Annotated in this window: 18 protein-coding genes; 8 read left to right on the top strand and 10 right to left on the bottom strand. The window is 45.0% G+C overall.

What is annotated here, in order from left to right:
• Nucleotides 1-146: 146 nt before the first annotated feature.
• The 9 genes from ACFOEK_RS08660 to dnaX all read right to left on the bottom strand — a co-directional run bounded on the left by ACFOEK_RS08660 (nt 147) and on the right by dnaX (nt 10641).
• Complete coding sequence (locus tag ACFOEK_RS08660; protein ID WP_386719229.1) at nt 147-3545, bottom strand: hypothetical protein; 3399 nt, start codon at nt 3543-3545, stop codon at nt 147-149.
• A gap of 249 nt (nt 3546-3794) precedes the next feature.
• Nucleotides 3795-4466 carry a YEATS-associated helix-containing protein gene (locus tag ACFOEK_RS08655; protein ID WP_386719227.1) on the bottom strand — a complete coding sequence of 224 codons (672 nt, stop codon included), beginning with the start codon at nt 4464-4466 and terminating at the stop codon, nt 3795-3797.
• Nucleotides 4467-4723: 257 nt separating this feature from the next.
• Nucleotides 4724-5134, bottom strand: a complete 411-nt coding sequence (locus ACFOEK_RS08650; protein ID WP_386719223.1) for a hypothetical protein — start codon at nt 5132-5134, stop codon at nt 4724-4726.
• 56 nt (nt 5135-5190) lie between these two features.
• Nucleotides 5191-5631: a YcgN family cysteine cluster protein gene (locus ACFOEK_RS08645; protein ID WP_386719220.1), complete on the bottom strand. Its 441-nt coding sequence runs from the start codon at nt 5629-5631 to the stop codon at nt 5191-5193.
• A 21-nt stretch (nt 5632-5652) separates the two neighbouring features.
• Nucleotides 5653-5931 (bottom strand): YcgL domain-containing protein, encoded by a 279-nt coding sequence (locus ACFOEK_RS08640; RefSeq protein WP_386719217.1) that lies wholly within the window; start codon nt 5929-5931, stop codon nt 5653-5655.
• A gap of 57 nt (nt 5932-5988) precedes the next feature.
• A complete protein-coding gene (locus ACFOEK_RS08635; protein WP_386719214.1) occupies nt 5989-7152 on the bottom strand; it encodes a ribonuclease D in 1164 nt (387 codons plus the stop codon).
• Nucleotides 7153-7202: 50 nt separating this feature from the next.
• Nucleotides 7203-7805, bottom strand: coding sequence for a recombination mediator RecR (gene recR / locus ACFOEK_RS08630; RefSeq protein ID WP_386719211.1), 603 nt, complete (start codon nt 7803-7805; stop codon nt 7203-7205).
• Between the two features lie 187 nt (nt 7806-7992).
• Complete coding sequence (locus tag ACFOEK_RS08625) at nt 7993-8325, bottom strand: YbaB/EbfC family nucleoid-associated protein (RefSeq protein WP_386719208.1); 333 nt, start codon at nt 8323-8325, stop codon at nt 7993-7995.
• Nucleotides 8326-8454: 129 nt separating this feature from the next.
• Nucleotides 8455-10641 (bottom strand): DNA polymerase III subunit gamma/tau, encoded by a 2187-nt coding sequence (gene dnaX, locus ACFOEK_RS08620; protein WP_386719205.1) that lies wholly within the window; start codon nt 10639-10641, stop codon nt 8455-8457.
• Between the two features lie 342 nt (nt 10642-10983).
• Here dnaX and ACFOEK_RS08615 point away from each other — a divergent pair, with 342 nt between their 5' ends.
• The 8 genes from ACFOEK_RS08615 (at nt 10984) to ACFOEK_RS08580 (ending at nt 17315) form a co-directional block, all read left to right on the top strand.
• Entirely contained in the window at nt 10984-11727 is a 744-nt protein-coding gene (locus ACFOEK_RS08615; protein ID WP_386719202.1) for a trypsin-like serine protease, read from the top strand.
• Between the two features lie 223 nt (nt 11728-11950).
• Complete coding sequence (locus ACFOEK_RS08610) at nt 11951-13468, top strand: S8 family serine peptidase (RefSeq protein ID WP_386719199.1); 1518 nt, start codon at nt 11951-11953, stop codon at nt 13466-13468.
• Nucleotides 13469-13804: 336 nt separating this feature from the next.
• Nucleotides 13805-14062 (top strand): BufA1 family periplasmic bufferin-type metallophore, encoded by a 258-nt coding sequence (locus ACFOEK_RS08605; protein ID WP_386719196.1) that lies wholly within the window; start codon nt 13805-13807, stop codon nt 14060-14062.
• A 128-nt stretch (nt 14063-14190) separates the two neighbouring features.
• Entirely contained in the window at nt 14191-15069 is an 879-nt protein-coding gene (gene bufB, locus ACFOEK_RS08600) for an MNIO family bufferin maturase (protein WP_386719193.1), read from the top strand.
• A complete protein-coding gene (locus tag ACFOEK_RS08595) occupies nt 15069-15893 on the top strand; it encodes an HvfC/BufC N-terminal domain-containing protein (RefSeq protein ID WP_386719191.1) in 825 nt (274 codons plus the stop codon). Before bufB ends, ACFOEK_RS08595 begins: the two co-directional genes overlap by 1 nt.
• Before the next feature lie 66 nt (nt 15894-15959).
• Nucleotides 15960-16415: a DoxX family protein gene (locus ACFOEK_RS08590; RefSeq protein ID WP_386719190.1), complete on the top strand. Its 456-nt coding sequence runs from the start codon at nt 15960-15962 to the stop codon at nt 16413-16415.
• 28 nt (nt 16416-16443) lie between these two features.
• Nucleotides 16444-16893, top strand: coding sequence for a DUF302 domain-containing protein (locus ACFOEK_RS08585; protein ID WP_386719188.1), 450 nt, complete (start codon nt 16444-16446; stop codon nt 16891-16893).
• Nucleotides 16894-16943: 50 nt separating this feature from the next.
• On the top strand, nt 16944-17315 hold the full coding sequence (locus ACFOEK_RS08580) for a hypothetical protein (protein WP_386719185.1): 372 nt from the start codon (nt 16944-16946) through the stop codon (nt 17313-17315).
• 92 nt (nt 17316-17407) lie between these two features.
• Here the strand turns inward: ACFOEK_RS08580 and ACFOEK_RS08575 are convergent, their stop codons facing one another.
• Nucleotides 17408-18250, bottom strand: coding sequence for a LysR family transcriptional regulator (locus ACFOEK_RS08575; protein ID WP_386719183.1), 843 nt, complete (start codon nt 18248-18250; stop codon nt 17408-17410).
• Between the last annotated feature and the right edge of the window lie 145 nt (nt 18251-18395).

The following is an 18395-nucleotide window of genomic DNA, read 5'->3' as shown; positions in this document are numbered from 1 at the left end:
TCAATAAACACATGAAGTAATGTATATCACTATACGAAGAATAAAAGACAAAATGTTTAAGGGACTTTAACTATTCCCAAAAACACGAAAGGGAGCTCAGGCTCCCTTTCGCATCATGAGTGATAACCCTAGAGCATCATTTCCGGCTAGGAGTCTTTATTCTCTTGATTTTGTCGAATCGCTTCGGCATCAATCTCTGCCATAATGCGGTCAATATCCACTTCCCCATCGTCCGGCGCATCCAACTCATCAGGAGAAATGTCTTCTAATGCAGCAAGCGCATCATCCAACGGCATTCCATCATCGTCATCCAACTGCCCTAGCGCCTCTTCCAAGGCATTGTCAATACTGGCGTCCGAGCTTAACTCATCATCTGGCAGCTCTTCACTCTCTGCCGCTTTACTCTCAACAGATCCAGATTGAGAGGCTTCACTTTCAGCTAATAAATCTTCGAGTTCATCAGAAACCGTTTCGAGAGGAGCCTCCGCGTCAGAACCAGCCAATTCATCAAGAGAAGCATCGTCTACATCCATCGCTTGATCAGTCTGTGCCTGTTCTTCCTCTAAATCCAAGTCATCCATTGAAACAGAATCGTCATTTGAAACAGAATCGTCATTTGAAACAGAATCATCACTTGAAACAGAATCATCACTTGAAACAGAATCCTCAGTTGAAACAGAGCCTGCTGATTCTGAAGCTGCTCCAAATGCTTCTTCCTCAAGATCTTTAGTAAGTGCATCTAACTCCGAGTCCAAATCATCTAAGTCATCAATATCAAACTCTTCTGTCGTCTCAGGTTGATCGGCATCCGCCAATAGTTCATCCAATGCCTGATCAATGCTCTCACCAAACTCATCAATATCTGATTCGTCCGACTGATCACCGCCAATAAGCTCATCATCGGATGAGAGTTCGTCGAGTAAATCATCGTCATCCATTGAATCATCAACATCCAGATCATCGTCAGTTTCAACGGTTTCCGTAATCTCAGGAATATCCTCTAAGGAAACATCTTCCGGCAGATCCTCTTCTGTAAAATCAGAATCAGACGCTGTGTCTTCTATTAATGCTTCGTCTGTTAGCGGCTCTTCAGCGTCTTCTTGCGTTGAATTACTATCAAAGCCCACCTCAAGCTCTGGCTCAGAGTCTTCGTCCACCGCTTCATCCAAGGTAGGAATATCTTCCTCTTCTTGCGACTCGGTCATAGCATCCAATTCAGATTCGGTTTCCTCTAACAGGGCATCCAATTCTTTATCGATAGAATCCTCTATCGACTCGTCTTCATCAGGTACAGGTTCAAATGCGTCTTCGATGTCTTCCGCTGGTGCATCGTTGAAATCTTCATCGACCATATCGTCGGCATCCAACTCAGTTTCATTACCGGATAGCTCATCTAATGCCGAGATCAGTTCGTCTTGTTCTAAATCAGGAGGCGTATCATCTGAAATCCCATTGTTTTCCTCGTCATCGGGAACACCCCCCATCCGTTCCAGTTCTTCACGAACGGAATCTACTTGGTCACTCAGTTCGGGCGATTCATCAAATTCGCCACTTAACTCGCCAGAATCCAGCTCGCTTAACTCTCCCATTTCAGCGCTTAGCTCACCTTCACCAGCTTCTTCAGAACCTATCTCAGCCTGAATTCTCTTTTGAGATCGTAACTTATAGAACAAGAAACCAAGGATTGATGCCACAAGCCCCAACACCGCCAACATGATGAAGATGAATAAATTATCCTCTTTGGGCTCTTCCGGCTTAGGCTCGGTTTCCGGCATGGCATCTGCTACCGAGGTAGTCTCTTCCGGCATAGAAAGCTTTTTCTCATCCATCTTAGGCTTGATGGTTTCCATTGGTTCCGGCTCAGGTTCCGGCGCTATGTAACCTTCCGGGAAATACGGCAGCTGAAGATCAAACGGCTTCGGCTTGATTCGAAACTGCTTCCCTGTTTCCAACGCTAAATTAAGATCCAACGATACCCGATAAGTCCCTTGGCCTTTAGTTGGAACGACCTGAACCACCCATTTCTGACCATCCTGGCTTAGTTGAAGCTCCGCTGAAGCAATCAAGCTTGAATCATCAGGCGCTTTTACTTTGGCAATGACTTGAGTTTTCTCAAGATCCAAACCTTCCAGTAACGGTGTTGCAGATACAATACCGAGTGATTCGTCCCCTACACCATCGTATGAAACGTCATAGGCCATCGGTTCAAGTACTTCTACGCGATGAGATCGTTGACGCTTAAAGGTTTTACCATCCACCAGAATACTGATTTCGAATTCACCCGGGCGTCGTAGATTACGAATTTTTTCATAGAAACCGTGCTGATATTCGCCTTCCGTTTGAACAGCAATCTCTTTTTGAATGCTTTTACCGGCTTCGTTGGTTAACTGCAAAGTGCCATCCAGTAACGATAAAAACTCGGCTTCTTTGACTTGCCCATCAGCGGAATCAAACCAGGCATGGACATCAATTTCTTCACCGGAAAATATGGTTGGAGGAATATCTTCCAATTGCAGGGTTAAATCGGAAACAACCGTCACCCGGTTATCCGGGTCAGCTTCGGCCTGTAGAATCCACTCCCCTTCGTATGGGCGCTTCACTGTGATCAAGTCATATTGTGCATCGGTATGCCACGTCACATCAGGATCACCTGAATCGGCGTTAATCACGGATTCATCTGGCGCCACTAGCTGAGTTGCCTGACTACCTTCTTTTCGGAAAATCAGCGCCGTGAATTCTTCAATACTGGAATCAATCAGGAATTTATTATCTTCAAGCGGTACTTCTTCACTCGGTACAGACTGATCAAACAAACGAACGAACGCTTTCAACAGCTCATCCGAACTTTTTGCCACAGTGCTCATGCCACCGGTACTCAAGGAGAGCTGCTTTAGAAAATCCTGGTCAGCTTTATCAGACAGTGCAATGGTATGAAGTTTAACGCCCGCATCCGCAAACTTAGGCACTAACTCTTTAAGAATTCGATCTTGTTCTTGTTTATTGACGTCTGGATCTTTATTGATATCAACCATGCCATCGGTCAACAAAATAAAGAACGGCTCATATTCTGGTTTTAGACGGTCGAGATCATAGCCCGCCGTATTCATCGCATCGCCAATGTTGGTGAACAGCCCTACCGAAGAAATGTCGTTACTCTTTTCTTTCGCTTCTTTCTTCCAGCCATCATCAATCACACGATGTTTCACCAGCATGTTCACGTACTGACCGAACGTCCAAACGCCAGACTTGCTGTCTTTGGGCAGCAAATCCACCAATAAACGCATAGCTGGTGCTCTTAAATTATTCGGGTCTGTTTTCTTCATACTCCCGGAAATATCAATGATGGTTCGAATATCGGGAGGTAGCTTCTGGCTGGACGAAGGTTTATTTTCAGAAGGAGCGCTGGCAGACGCCATATCGGAAGTAATGGCGTCTATTTGATCAGAAGGAGTTCCCTGCTCTCCATCGGTATGGTTATCAGCGAAGGTCAATCCGCTAGCCAATACAAATAAAGAAATGGCAAGGTAACGATGTATCGAGTGCATGAATTCTCCCTGTGTTCCCTGTAAACAACACCCATAACTTAACGTTTAAACATTCATTAAAGGATAGTAATAGCTGTCTAAAAGTTAGGTTTATGTTTACAACTTTAAAAAATCTTTCGAAATGTTTTTTTATTTATCGGCAAAAAAAAACCTTTCCGTAGTTTTTCGGAAAGGTTTTTCAGAAAAAATGCTCAGTTAAAGAGCTTTCTTCCTATGTTACTTGATGACTGACCTATTAAAAGTCGAGAACTAAGCAATGGAATCTAAAACATTCCTACCGCGCTCAGTAATATGCCAACGAACACCTTTCTTTCCACTTACCGATCCGGCAAGATTTTTACTGACTAAGACACTGAGGGTTTTCTGCATTGAAGTTTCATCACTACTGGCTTCACGACATAGCCCCTGAATAGACCGGAAAATGAAACGACCGCTGCCCAAAATCTTAAGTGCCTTGGTAGAAGCCACATCCAACTCTTCTTCAATATCCAAATTCGCTTTCAAGTCTTCTGGCTCAATATCGTGCTCTGTTTCTGTATCAATCAAAGGCAACAGTTCTTTTTGAATAATACGCAGATCCTGCTGAATGTGCTCAGAGCGCTCTTTCGCATACTTAGCTTCACTCAAAATACGATCAGAAACGGTTTGAACAAAGAAGCGAGAGGCTAGACCTGCAATCAAGCAGAAGCCCGTAAAGATCAGAAGTTTTGATGGGTCACCCTGGCTTTCCAGAATAATTTCACTGTTTAACGCATCCAAAATGACAGGAACAAGAAACGAAGCACCGACCGCTACCACTAGGCAACGAGGTAAGGTCTGTTTGTCTGGGTCATTTTGGCTATAGAGGTAGTAGTTAATCAAACCACCGAAAACCCCAGCCAAAAGCATTACGAACACAAGAATAATGATATGGTTTGTCATGGTCCAACCTCGGAAATCTACTCCCTGACCTGTCAAAAGAAAATCACTTCAATTGCACAAGCCGTCAAAAAATTAACTCATTCAGTTAATTCATTCTGCGAACTTCGCTCGCCAACTCATTGAAATCTAATATTGATTTCAAACTATACAGTTATAGCATTTTTAGCGTGCCCAGCCATACCTCAGAGACAGAACGTTACAAAAATGCCGCTCAATCTGTTCAATAACAAGACCTTATCTCATGTTTTATAAGGCTTTTATTCTGAACCCTGAGCTTGCTCTTTCGGTGATTTGTTATCCTTGAAAGATAAAAGCCAACGACCTAGCGCACCTGTTACGACACAAAGCAACAGCGAAATAACGCCTGAAGCCACCAAATATGGCAATAACTGCTCAAAATACTTTTTACCTTGAAAAGCAAAGTCTACGCCAAAAAATGGAATTGCAGGAATCCATAAAACAACGCCTGACTCGAACTCAATTTTAGCCATAGCAAAACAGATAAAGACCACAAGAGCCATCAAGACAGATTTCACCGCGAAGTGCTTTAACTTTCGAACGAGAATCCACGAGGCGAGCACCATACCAATCGCACTAAACCAGTACAGCATCCAGGCGCCGGACGTAAAAGGGTCTGAATTTGCAATCTGAGTAAACAGGTTTTCCATAAAGCGCTAAACCAATTCCATTAATTGTTCGTTATCAGCATATCGAGAGACAGGCATTAATTTACCCACGTAATGATATGCTCCTCTAGTTCGTCATCATCAACCCAGTCTTCCGGAAGAATTTTCCCTTTCAGGGACATCCCGGCTGCGGCAAGCGTTGCCTTTTTACCACTTACCAAAGGATGCCATTCCGGTAAATCCTTGCCTTCTTCCAACAAGCGATAAGCACAGGTCGTAGGTAACCAGTCAACCGGAATAAAATCAGGAGATAGCTTCAGACAGCCTTCAACATTTTTGGTACGTTGCTGATAATCACTGCACTGACAGGCTTTCATGTCATACATCCGACACACCACATTGGTGTAGACAACTTCTCCCGTATCTTCGTCTTCAAGTTTATTAAGGCAGCAACGACCACAATTATCACAGAGGCTTTCCCACTGTTCAGAACTCATTTCCTTGAGCGACGTTGTTTTCCAGAAAGGTTGATCAGTCATTCGATATACCAATCACTCAAATTAATCAGCTTGATTCGGATCGTATAAATCCAAGAGATAATCTTCTTTTGGAGGCGGCATCTGCAGGTAATACCCCTTCTCTTCAATATCAGCAAGCACTTTCGGCGCTTCAACACGGGATAACTTTGAATCAGGCTTCAGTGGCATATCCATCACATGGATCGGCTTACCAAACACCTCAATTAAAGCATCTGGTAATGAAGCAACGCCCTTTAATTTCTCAATATAGAGGTACATTTCATCGCGTTTAGGGCTTTTATAAATCGAACAAACTTTCATAGTTTTTACTCAAAAATCAGAATTCTAATTCAATGCGCAGCTTACTCAACAACGCTATTAGTCAACAATACCTTCAGCCATAAGCTGCTTTAATGCATCCATCACCCGCGTTTCAACCAAATCGCGACGCCAACCACTAATATCGTCTGGCCATTCAGCAACTTCCTGATAACGAAACGCTTTATTCACCAAATACTGAAACTGTTTTTTACGACAAATCACCGCAGGATCAAGGTTCAGCGACGCCGCAATTTCCTTTACTGGCTTATAGATGGCTTCCAGCCAGCTCTTTGCATCCTTTGGCAACAGTTGATAACGCTCAGGTAATTGCGACTCATCCAACGCCATTGCACCTCTCACCAATTCACCGATGAGTACGCCATAGTTACGAATGATTCCTTTTGGCACCGCCAATTGATCCAACACCACGCGGTTAGTTGCTTTTCTAAGGGCAATCTCAACGATTTGTGCATCTGCCAGAATTCGACCTTTTGGAATGTCCTTTTCTGCGGCCAGCCGTTCACGCCAAATTGCCAAGGCACGCACGACAGCTAACGATCGGCTGTTTAATCGGCCAGTGCCTTTCACTCGTTGAAAAGGAAGATCTCCTTCCATTTCATATAAAGCACGCGAACGATCTACCAAATCCCGGGAATCGGCTTTTAACCACCCCAAACGATCTATCTCAATGAGTTGAGCTTCCAGTGCTTCCCATGCTTGAGCAAGGTAGATCACGTCTTCAGCGGCGTATTGTATCTGTTGCTCACTCAGAGGTCGAAGCAGCCAATCGGATTTTGTCTCATCCTTGCTTAATTCAATTTCCAACAAACTGGAAATCATCTTTTGATAACCGACGGTTTGGCCTTGATTCAAAAGCGCCAACGCCAATTGAGTATCACACAAGTTATTGATCCAGGCGCCTGAAGCACGAAACAGAACGCCTAAATCCTCTGCTGCACTGTGAAACACTTTAATGCATTCCGACACCATTAAATCCGCTAAGATCGTTAAATCTAATGACGACTCAGGATCAATCAGCCAAACGTCTTCACCATCAAACACCTGAATTAATGCAGGAATGGCGCGATAGGTATCACGACGTACGAACTCCGTATCCAAGGCTACCCATTTAAGATTCATCCAATGATTCACTAAACGATGTAGCTGCTCATTATCAGCAACAAACTGAACGGAATGATTCGCGATGTTGGTTGATTCCATATAAAGACTCTAAAGCCGAAGCGTTTTATTAAATGATATGTTGTTTCACATTAATCAGCAGGAAATGTCTGACGAAGACTGAATGCTTGTTTCAGGGTACTTCCCGCTACGGCTTCCAATTCACCACCGGCAGGAATGCCATTCATCAAGCGTGTCACTTTAATATCGTCATTCACCAGTTGATCCGAAATATAGTAAGCAGTCGCATCGCCTTCTACCGAAGTACTGGTTGCCAGAATGACTTCCTCAACACCTGAGCTGCGGATTAATTGAAAGAGCTGTTCAACACCTAACTCATCAGGACCAATCCCATCCAATGGGGATAGTCGTCCCATCAGCACAAAGTAACGACCTTGATAACCGGAAGCTAATTCAATGAGATCGACATCAGCTGGATTCTCAACCACACACAAGGCCGATGCATCTCTGGACGAATCAGAGCAGACGGTACATAAGGTTTGTTCGGTGAAGTTCTGACACTGTTGGCAGTTATTAATCTTCTCCATCGCCTCTGAAAGCGCTTGAGAAAGCTTTAACCCGCCGGCTCGATCCGACTGCAATAAATGCAATGCCATACGTCGTGCCGATCGTGGCCCAACCGTAGGAAGCACCCGTAAACGCTCAATTAAGGTATTAAGAAGAGAACTACTCATGCACTGCCAGATCTCAATGTGAAAGGTATGTGACCTTAAATCTTATAATTAAAAGCATTCGAAAATGCCTTTCCAAACACGAAAAAATAGACGGGATTACCTTTCTCTCAAAAGAATCAGTAATCACAGTCTATTCTCTGCTTAAGTTGACTACTCTTAAGCCAATTCGAAACCAATACGCGGTCTCTTAGAATGGCATTTTGAACCCAGGAGGCATGCCCATCCCTGACGTCAAGCCACCCATTTTATCCTGGCTGTTTTGCTCAATGCGACGCACTGCATCGTTAACCGCAGCAGCAACAAGATCTTCGATCATTTCACGATCGTCTTCGTCAGCAATCAAGCTTGGATCAATGGTTACTGATTTCACATCGTGGCGGCCGTTCATAACCATTTTCACCATGCCTGCACCCGCTTCACCTGTTACTTCAGCGTTGGCAATTTCTTCCTGGGCTTTTTGAAGCTGCTCTTGCATCTTTTGAGCCTGCTTCATGAGATTTCCCATACCACCTTTCATCATATCAATAACCTTTTCTTTCAATGTAATTCGTAATTCAGGGACTGTATAAATCGAAACAGAACCCTATGTTATAACGTTAATTATGGGTCTATATCCTTCATATACAACCCATGGACTTGCTGATTCCGATCAATCAATCGGAATGATTGTTTCTTCGAGTACCTGCCCGCCGAACTTATCCTTCCAGAAAACGACATGTTTATCCTCATGGAAGGTCTCAATCGCTTGCTGTAAACGCTCCGCCTTTTTACGGATGCGATACTCAGCAGGAGACTCTGCCGTTAATGCACCTGGTTCAATGGTAATTTTAAGCGACTTGCCCAGCACCTCGGAAAGCGCCTGAGCCATAGTGTCTCGACGTTCGTTGTTGAGGAAAGTTTCCATATCCTGCGTCAAAACAAAGTGCCAGGATTCTTCACCACGCTCAATCGGCACCATATTAGCGGCAAGATTGGCAGAAAAACTATCAAGCTTCAGCCGGGATTCAATCAGCAACCAATCTGAGTGCTCATCCACAGGCACACCCGGATCAATCTCTTTCGAAGCACTGGTCTCAACAGCACTTGTTTCAGAAGCACTTGTTTCAGAAACGCTGGTCTGAGGAACCCGACTCTCAGGTGCTTGCTCAATTGAAGAACTATTCGCCTCAGCTGAAACCAAGTTAGACTCAGAAGGACTTTCCCCCGACAAGGTTTTCTGAATGGCTGATAAATGACTCGAAATATCCGCAGGCTTTGACATTACCTGAGAATCATCAGCAGACACCGACCCAACTGAACTCACGGGTTCAGCCGTTATTTCCGATTCAGGCTTTTTTAGCTGATCGGCCTCCACTTCCGGCGCAGTTTGTGGTTGACCATAATCCGTCTCATCGTAATCAAACGGAGGTTCGTCCATTGGCGGCATACCAGACGAAGATTCTGCAAGCGGAACCGATTCGTAAGATGAAACGGGTTCTGATGGCATTGAATCAGATGCAGTTTCAGCCTGAATGGGTTCGACCTGAATGGGTTCGACCTGAATAGGTTCGGCTTGAACGGTTTCAGATTGAACAACAGCGGGCTCTGGCTGAGATTGCTCTATTTGACTCTGTTGAACGGGTTGACTCTGCTGAACTTGTTGATCGTGTTGATTTTGAGAATCTGGCGCGGCCGCTTGCGGAGCAGCCACTTGCGGTGCTGCTTGAGCATTAGGTAACGGAGAAGTAGGCACCTCAAGGTTTTGCCCCGGACGCTTCATCTGGAACGCCAACATGCGTAACAAGGTCATTTCCAGAGCAGCACGTTGATCAGCCGCCGCTGCCATGTCTTTTCGAGAAGCCAAAGCAATTTGATAGAACAAATGCACATCGTGCGGCTGAATCGCTTGCGCCATGCCCAAAATATATTCCTGATCACCTTGGCTGTTATCGATAGCCGCAGGCACCATTTGCGCCACAGCAATACGATGCAGGACAGCAATCAGTTCATCGAGAATACCGGCGAAGTCCGGCGCGTGATCGGAGGCTCGTGAAATTTCATCCAACACCATCCCCGCATCTTGTTTAGCCAGAGCTTCCAATACGTGAAGCACATAGGCCCGATCCACAGTGCCCAACATATTACGAACATCCGCTTCCATCACGGACTCATTACCAAACGCAATGGACTGATCGGTCAGACTCAAGGCATCACGCATACTGCCGTCAGCGGCTTTAGCTAACAACCATAGCGCGGGCTCTTCGAAAGGGACTTGCTCTTGCCCAAGCACATATTTCAAATGAGAAACAATGCGCTCAGGGGACATATTCTTTAGATTGAACTGCAGACAGCGAGACAATACAGTTACTGGCAGTTTTTGAGGATCGGTCGTTGCTAGTAGAAACTTCACATGCTCAGGCGGCTCTTCCAGTGTTTTCAGCAGTGCGTTAAAACTGCTGGTAGAGAGCATGTGCACCTCATCGATGATGTAGACTTTAAAGCGTCCACGACTTGGTGAGTATTGTACGTTTTCCAGAAGCTCGCGCGTATCTTCAACCTTAGTTCGAGACGCCGCATCCACTTCAATCAAGTCAACAAAACGTCCTTCGGCAATTTCGGTACAAGCAGAACATTGGTTACAAGGGCTTGGCCCTACGCCTTGTTCACAGTTAAGACTCTTCGCAAAAATACGCGCCACTGTCGTTTTACCGACACCTCGGGTTCCAGTGAAAAGATAGGCATGGTGCAATCGGTCATGGCTTAAGGCATTGGTTAACGCCTTTAAAACATGCTCTTGGCCAACCATTTCCGTAAAGGTTTGTGGACGCCATCTTCTCGCTAGAACGTGGTAACTCATGAAGGGTCTCTGGACAGATAAAATAAGTCGCTATGCTATCGAACAATGCCCTATAAACTCAAGTAAGTTCGTGAAAAGCTTGCTTAAATTTGAAGGAAAAAAACGTAAATCACGTTTATCTGAATTTTACGCTCAATGTCCATTAACAAGCCTTTTGATTTCTATACTCATCTAACCCAACAGAATGCTCTAGGAATTTTCCAAACGTAGTCGAATGAGTGTAATTAGATGGGCATCAGTTTAGCGAGAACCTCAACACCAATACTATGTACTCTGCTCTTGATAGGGACGGCTTTCCCCTGCCACGCCATTCGAGGCGGTCATACAATCAATGAATTATCCATGACGAACCAGCCAAACCTGACTCAACACCTGATCAACCAAATTCGCGATGTTTCCCCTCTCATACTTTCCATTCAAAAGCGCTCTTCAACATTCATCCGATCAGATGATAATGGTTTGGAATCAGATATCTTTGAACACAAATGCTCGGCCGTCATGATCCAAAGGAACCTTGTTCTCACGGCGGCCCATTGCTTTGATGATGGAAATAGAGACATTCGATTACAGAGTAGTTATGGGGAACTGACCGTATTATCCATCGGTATACACAACCAGTATCACCGAAAAGATTTAATCGACGATTATTGGAAGTACGTGTATGACATTCATATTGAAAATGATTACGCACTGATCAAAATAGCAGAACACACTCAATTGATCGCTGAACTTAATACGCTGAGCTTAGGAACGAATCCGACAACAACTTCATCCCCAACATCAGGCGCGCTTTATGTGATGGGATACGGCCAAGTCGCCAACATCTTTGGCATGGGTGAAGGCGAAGGCCAACTGAGAATTTCCGGCCCGCTGGCGGTCAGTCAACAGCAAGGTCTTCGACTTGAAATTCGTCACAATGTCAAAGGCGCTTGTCAGGGGGATTCTGGCGGTCCACTGCTCTCTTTTTCGGACCATTATATTTGGCTTCTAGGCACCGTTAGCCAAGGAGATTGTAATACCTTTTCTCGCTATCAAGTTCTAAGCCAAACCGTGTTTGATCTCAACAACTTTCGATGGTCTAAGTAACGCTCTCATCCGACCTAGAGAATCTCTGAATAAGTCCGCCTGCAATAACCTTTCGTTTATCTGAAAAAAGAATCTTACCGTTCATCCGTATCCATAACCTTCTGATTTTTAAGCTTTAACTCCACTGTTCTATTAGAAATTCTGTTAATAAAAAATCATGCTAAACAACCAAAATTTGATAGCTAGAATTAGGGCTGAAACAGTATTTTATGAGGCCTACACCATGTCCACCTTAATCAGCAGGTTGATCGTTGCAGGACTTTTGGGAAGTCTGCCTATCACGCTTGCTCATGCAAAACCACCCGACTATCGTCGCGGAGAAATTCTCCTGAGCGGCCCACCTGATGCACATCCCAATGCTCAAGTCGTTCGATACTATCCCCGTTCAAATATCTCCGTTGCTAAAGTCGAAACAGGAACGGAAGGCACACAAGTTTCCCGACATTCTTCTCAGGGACGGAAAGCCGGTTTGAACCTCAAAGTTAAAAAATTCTATACCTCCGATGATCCTCTTTCTGCCTATCAGTGGCACTTTGACAATATTGAGCTAGAAGATGCTCAAACCTTATCTGAAGGTGCAGGCGTCGTTGTTGCTGTTTTGGATACAGGATTCAAACCCGGCGGAGAAGACAGTGTTGCGTGTACAGTCCCAGGTTGGGACATCATCAATGATGATGCAGACCCTATGGATGATGACGGCCATGGCACACATGTTACAGGGACCGTCGCACAAACCACGGACAATGGACTAGGCGTGGCAGGCGTCGCGCCCTCAAGCTGTATTATGCCGATCAAAGTATTGGATGCGTCCGGCAGTGGTACCTTTGCCGAACTGGCTGAAGGCATTTACCTTGCAGTAGATGAAGGAGCCAACGTCATTAATATGAGTTTGGGAATAGCCGCATATTACCGTGTTACCAATGACCCGTTTGTTGATGACGCCCTCGACTATGCTTACGACCATGATGTAACCGTAGTTGCTGCGGCAGGTAATGAAAGTTTTCCACTAAATGTTGGTTATCCTGCTATTTACCCATCGGTTATTGCCGTAGGCGCGACCAATATTTTGAATACCAGAGCCTATTATTCAAACTACGGAACCGGTCTCGACATTATGGCACCGGGTGGAGAAACACTGTTTGACAGGAACGGAGACGGGTTTGCCGATGGTGTCTTACAGGAAACGTTCGACGGATCAGGCAGCTTCGGCTATTGGTTCTTTCAGGGAACGTCAATGGCATCCCCTCATGTCGCTGGGGTGGCGGCTCTGTTAATTGCTCACGGCGTTGCATCAACACCCGATGACGTATTAAGCGTGATCCAAAGCACTGCCTTGGACTTAGGCCCATCAGGCCCAGACAGCCAATACAGCTACGGCTTAATTCAGCCATTTGCAGCTTTAAATTCTGGAGTCCCTCCTGAAGAGCCTCCTCCCGAAGAACCGCCACCAGAAGAGCCTCCTCCAGAGGAACCTCCTCCTGAAGAGCCGCCACCAGAAGAGCCCCCTCCTGAGGAACCACCTCCAGGACGGCCACCTGTAGATCCACCGGAAGAGCCTCCAGAAGAAGAACCTCCAGAGGAGCCACCGGAAGAATGTACCGATGCGGACAACGATGGAGTCTGTGTGGAAGACGGTGATTGCGATGACAGTGATCCGTTCATCCACCCAGGCTTCCCGGATTCCGGTCGTTACGCTAACGACAATAAAGATAATGACTGTAACGGAGTGGTTGATGGTTAACGAAGAAACTAACGACCCCCGAGGGAAGCCGATTTTCTAGCTTCCCGACCCTTAGGCCTGACACGTTTATCGTTCAGGCCTTTTCATTTCGATACTATTTCCTTTTAACTCATAAACTTGTCTATAGTTAGAGCACCTAATGCATAACGTTTTATTAGGGCACTAGGGAACCTCTGAATAAATTCAGAATTTTATAACTCTGTGCAATCAAAAGATCGGGTAGTTCGTTTAGACACATAGGATCAAATATCCGAAGGGAACATGAAACGGCGGGCACCTCACTGCGAGGCCAAAGAATCACTGTTATCCCAACTTTTTAAACTCAAAGGAGCTAACATGAAAGATACAAAAACTCTTATGAACACAGCAATCGCAGGTGCTTTGGCAGTTGGCATGGCAGCAGCTTCAGGCACGGCAATGGCAGGTAAGCCAGGTTTCGAAAAGTGCCAAGGCGTTGTTAAAGCAGGCATGAACGATTGCGGAACCAGCAGCCACAGCTGTGCAGGTCAAGCGACTAAAGATGGCCATCCAGAAGAGTGGATCTACGTTCCAGAAGGCACGTGCTCAAAAATTGTTGGTGGTAAAGTTAAGTAATTGGCTTTCCGTAGGAGAGCCTGCATGGCTCTCCTCCACAACCAGCCTGTGTATTAACACGTACTCATTACACTCTTACCGCGCGTCAACCCTCCATAGTCATTACAGATAACTAAGCCACTTCTTCCATGACCAATACGTTCTCTCAACCTACTAAGTACAGTTCAAACACCATCAAAGGTTCAGGTCTCGGCTTACGATCAAGCCATTATCAAGAGATTTTCGAAACCAAACCCGACGTCCCCTGGTTTGAACTCTTAACTGATAACTATATGGCCGATGGTGGATTACCCATTCTAAGAGCAGAACAAATTCGTCAGGATTATCCGGTGACGCTTCACGGCGTCGGCATGTCTTTGGGGTCAACCGATCCATTGAACACGGACTATTTATCGCGTTTAAAGCAACTGATCGAGCGCTTAGAACCGGCTTATGTTTCTGATCACATTGCCTGGGTCTCAGTGGATGGAAAATACACCCACGATCTTCTGCCCTTACCTTATACAGCGGAAGCCTTAGACGTGATTTCCACCAACATCAATAAGGCACAAGAATTCTTAGGAAGACGACTTTTGGTGGAAAACCCATCGTCATACCTAACCTTCACCAACGATGAGATGCCTGAGTGGGAGTTCATCCAGCATGTGGTCAACAATACCGATTGCGAGTTGTTATTAGACATCAACAATATTTACGTCAGCTCACAAAACCACAACTTTGACCCTTACCATTACCTTTCTCAAATACCGGCTGACAAAGTGAAAGAAATACATCTCGCGGGTTATGAGAAAAAAGATCACTTCCTGTTTGATACCCATGGCTATCAAGTTCGACCACCGGTTTGGGCGCTTTATCGAGCGGCATTAGAACGGTTTGGGTCGGTGCCTACACTGATCGAATGGGACACCGATGTGCCGGATTTCAAAACCCTAAGAGCGGAAGCGTCGAAAGCAGAAAGACTCATGCAAGCGGTTGCATCTCAGACTGCCATTGAGGAGCCAGTGTAATGAGCACAAAAAACACCGCTTCTAAGATGAGCCTCAAAGAAATGCAACTAGCCTTCTACGAAGGTATTTTTAATCCGCACAACGACACCAATTTAAGTCAGTTAAGTAACACTATCTGCCGCACTGACGCCCCGCTTTCAGCCGAAGACCGAATTGGTATTTACCGCGGCAGTATTCTTGGCGGAATAACCGAAGCATTAACGGCCATCTACCCAGTTTGCGTGAAGTTAGTTGGCGAAACCTACTTCACTCACATGGTGGCAGGTTATTTAACCCAATACGCATCCGGTTCACCGGATCTTGGAGATTATGGCGAGCATCTGCCCCAGTACATTGCGGACTTTACGCCAGCCAAAGAGCTCTTCTACATGCCGGATGTGGCCCAATTGGAATGGTATTGGCACAAAGCCTTCAATGCCGAAGAAGCCGGTAATGCCCCGAAGATAAGCTACACACTTGCAGACTTAGGAAATGTCACAGAAGAGCAACAGCCTTCTCTCCAATTCTGCTTAACACCGTCGGCATTTCTGATGACCTCAGATTATCCGGTTCATCAAATTTGGGAAGTAAACCAAGACGATCATCAAGGCGATCAAACCGTTAACCTGGACGATGGCGCGGTGCAATTGGTGATTTGGCGTAGTGCCGATTACGGCATGCGCATCGACCTACTCCGCGATGCTGAATACCAATTTCTTTTCGCGCTGGATCAACAAAAAACCTTTGGTGAAATCGCACAACTCACTTGTGGAGAACACCTTAATGAACTTCTACCCAAGTTTATCCAGCTTGGGTTAATCGCAGGCTTCAATCTAACCAATTAACCGCGACAAAAAACGAATACAACTAAAAAATCATTACGACTTAGAACAAATGAGGGAGCAATCTGAATGAACATTCAAAAACTCACCAATATCGGCAATACCCTGCTCGGCTGGATTGAAGCCTTACAAAGTGTATTTCTACTCATTCTTCGACTATGGCTGGCGAAGGTCTTCTTCATGTCAGGCTTAACCAAAATTAAGAGCTGGGACACAACCTTGATGTTATTTGAGTACGAATACAACGTACCAATTCTTCCCTTTGATATTGCAGCGTATTTAGCAACCGCCGCCGAGCTGGCAATCCCTGTGTTCTTGGTCGTAGGACTGCTAACACGCCTTAACCTCGTTGCGTTGTTCATTCTTAACTATGTAGCTATGATCTCTTACCCGGACATCAGTATTGCTGGCGAAAAGGATCACATCATGTGGGGCATCTCAATTCTTGCACTCTTCCTATTTGGGCCAGGAAAAGCCGCATTGGATCACTTTATTTGGAAACGAGTTAACCCTCAAAATGCCTAGCATGTTTTAGCTAAACAGAAGGTTGATTATGATTAAGCACATAGCCATTGTTATTATCTCAAGCCTACTATCAACAATGGCTATTGCTTCAGACAGTTTAATTTCTCTGAAAAGCGCCCACTCAGTAACAGAAACGGCAAATCGCTTTGAATCTCTTCTGAAAGAGAAAGGCTTAACGGTATTCACCCGTATTAACCATCAGGAAAATGCTGAAAACATCAATCAGAAACTTGCTCCTACCCAAGTAATTATTTTTGGGAATCCCAAAGTCGGAACTCCTCTAATGCAATGCTCTAAAACGGTTGCAATCGACCTTCCTCAAAAAGCCTTGATCTGGCAAGATCAGCAACAGCAAGTTTGGCTGTCATTCAATAATCCTGATTACTTGAAAGCACGCCATAACATTCAGGGATGTGAAAAGGTACTAACCAAAATTTTTGGTGTCTTAACCAAGTTAGGACAAGCTGCCACCAAATAATAACCTCAGCGCTCTTATGCTTAACTTAAGGAACCTCGAATCAGGACTCTATGTTTACAAACTACCTTTACATAAAGATCTTTAAAGATGCCTTTGAAATTCGTTTACTGGGTAAAGATCAAGCCAGCTCTCGTCACACGCCAAGTCATCCTTTTACAACATCACGGTTATTGGTGGGTACTTTTAGTGCCGCTGAAGCTTGTCTTAAACCAGTCATAAAAGAAACTCTCGGAAAAAGCTCTCTTTTTAGTTCAGCGAAAATAGTGATGCACCCAATGGAAATGTGTGAGGGCGGCTTAAGCGAAGTGGAAGAACGCATTTTTATGGAGCTTGCTTTTGGATCAGGTGCCCGACAAGTTAAGGTTCACGTTGGCGCTGAACTCGATGATACTCAAGTACTAGAGATGCTGAAGAAAGCATAAACAAAGCGAAAGCACCCTTGCAAAGAACTATTTCGAGAGCGAAACCTCTGTTAGTGGGCAGCGTTTATTGATCCAGTTATCAGGTAGCTAATTCAAATCAACCAGCCAGCATCTTCACCCGCTAACTGCCGAACGCCATCTAATGCCTGTTCTAAAGACGACGACATACTACCTTTTCGATAAACCAAATAAATAGGATAAGAAAACTCAGGCGCTTCTGGAACTCGTTCGAGTAAGCCTCGTTCCAAATACGGCTTAACGACCCTGGTTCTGAAATAACCATTGCCACCCTGTTGCAGCATCACTTGCAAAGCCAACGGCCCTAAACCAAAGGAATAGGCGCCTTTCGGTTCAGGCAAAGCCGCGTCGTATTGGCTTCGAAACTCAGCCCCCCAGTCCACAAATAGGTTCGGTTTAGGGTTATCCATCGATTGAACATGAATGAGTTTCTCTTCAAGCAATTGCTCGACAACGAAACCGGAATAGTAATTAGGGCGATGTACAATAATCGCATCCATGGCATTTTTTTCGAGCTGATCGATGAGTTTTTCAGAGTCCGCTACATCAGTATGCAAGGCAACATTAGGCAAGTGATTCTGAATCCAAAGCACCCAATTCACCATCACAGGTGTCCACAAACTATTCTCACCACCAATACAGAGTCGAGTCTCTAATCCTGAAGGAAGTTTGAGTTCAGCACGAGCTCGATCCCACGTCTGAACCAATGACGTAGCATAATTCACAAAGCGTTCGCCATCCGGCGTCAATTTTGCACCAGAACGATTACGAACAAAGAGTGCCACCCCAAGCTTCGATTCTAAGCTACTGATTCGAGCTGTGACCGTCGTTTGAGTGACATGCATTCGTTCAGAAGCTTCAAGAAAGCTTCCCGCATTCATGATCTCAAGGAAGGTTCTTGCTAACTCAACATCCATATCCGCCCTCTTCTTAGTAAAACAATACCAATCTTTTATATCAATATTTTTGAATTATAAGAGCAATAATATTCAATATACATAACTAAAATTCACTCTTAGACTGTGCCTCAACATCACCTAACACGTTTCATACTTCTTTCAT

The sequence above is a fragment of the Litoribrevibacter euphylliae genome, from assembly GCF_042646085.1.
GTDB lineage: Bacteria > Pseudomonadota > Gammaproteobacteria > Pseudomonadales > Litoribrevibacteraceae > Litoribrevibacter > Litoribrevibacter euphylliae.
Note: the sequence above shows the minus strand (reverse complement) of the source record. Positions and strands in the feature narration are given on the sequence as shown.

Bases quoted from the DNA above. Each gene is read 5' to 3' on its own strand.
- ACFOEK_RS08635 (WP_386719214.1), bottom strand. From the start codon at position 7,152: ATGGAATCAACCAACATCGCGAATCATTCCGTTCAGTTTGTTGCTGAT.
- ACFOEK_RS08610 (WP_386719199.1), top strand. From the start codon at position 11,951: ATGTCCACCTTAATCAGCAGGTTGATCGTTGCAGGACTTTTGGGAAGT.
- ACFOEK_RS08585 (WP_386719188.1), top strand. From the start codon at position 16,444: ATGATTAAGCACATAGCCATTGTTATTATCTCAAGCCTACTATCAACA.
- ACFOEK_RS08590 (WP_386719190.1), top strand. From the start codon at position 15,960: ATGAACATTCAAAAACTCACCAATATCGGCAATACCCTGCTCGGCTGG.
- ACFOEK_RS08645 (WP_386719220.1), bottom strand. From the start codon at position 5,631: ATGACTGATCAACCTTTCTGGAAAACAACGTCGCTCAAGGAAATGAGT.
- ACFOEK_RS08605 (WP_386719196.1), top strand. From the start codon at position 13,805: ATGAAAGATACAAAAACTCTTATGAACACAGCAATCGCAGGTGCTTTG.
- ACFOEK_RS08660 (WP_386719229.1), bottom strand. From the start codon at position 3,545: ATGCACTCGATACATCGTTACCTTGCCATTTCTTTATTTGTATTGGCT.
- ACFOEK_RS08650 (WP_386719223.1), bottom strand. From the start codon at position 5,134: ATGGAAAACCTGTTTACTCAGATTGCAAATTCAGACCCTTTTACGTCC.
- ACFOEK_RS08655 (WP_386719227.1), bottom strand. From the start codon at position 4,466: ATGACAAACCATATCATTATTCTTGTGTTCGTAATGCTTTTGGCTGGG.
- bufB (WP_386719193.1), top strand. From the start codon at position 14,191: ATGACCAATACGTTCTCTCAACCTACTAAGTACAGTTCAAACACCATC.
- ACFOEK_RS08640 (WP_386719217.1), bottom strand. From the start codon at position 5,931: ATGAAAGTTTGTTCGATTTATAAAAGCCCTAAACGCGATGAAATGTAC.
- dnaX (WP_386719205.1), bottom strand. From the start codon at position 10,641: ATGAGTTACCACGTTCTAGCGAGAAGATGGCGTCCACAAACCTTTACG.
- ACFOEK_RS08580 (WP_386719185.1), top strand. From the start codon at position 16,944: ATGTTTACAAACTACCTTTACATAAAGATCTTTAAAGATGCCTTTGAA.
- ACFOEK_RS08625 (WP_386719208.1), bottom strand. From the start codon at position 8,325: ATGATGAAAGGTGGTATGGGAAATCTCATGAAGCAGGCTCAAAAGATG.
- ACFOEK_RS08595 (WP_386719191.1), top strand. From the start codon at position 15,069: ATGAGCACAAAAAACACCGCTTCTAAGATGAGCCTCAAAGAAATGCAA.
- recR (WP_386719211.1), bottom strand. From the start codon at position 7,805: ATGAGTAGTTCTCTTCTTAATACCTTAATTGAGCGTTTACGGGTGCTT.
- ACFOEK_RS08615 (WP_386719202.1), top strand. From the start codon at position 10,984: ATGACGAACCAGCCAAACCTGACTCAACACCTGATCAACCAAATTCGC.
- ACFOEK_RS08575 (WP_386719183.1), bottom strand. From the start codon at position 18,250: ATGGATGTTGAGTTAGCAAGAACCTTCCTTGAGATCATGAATGCGGGA.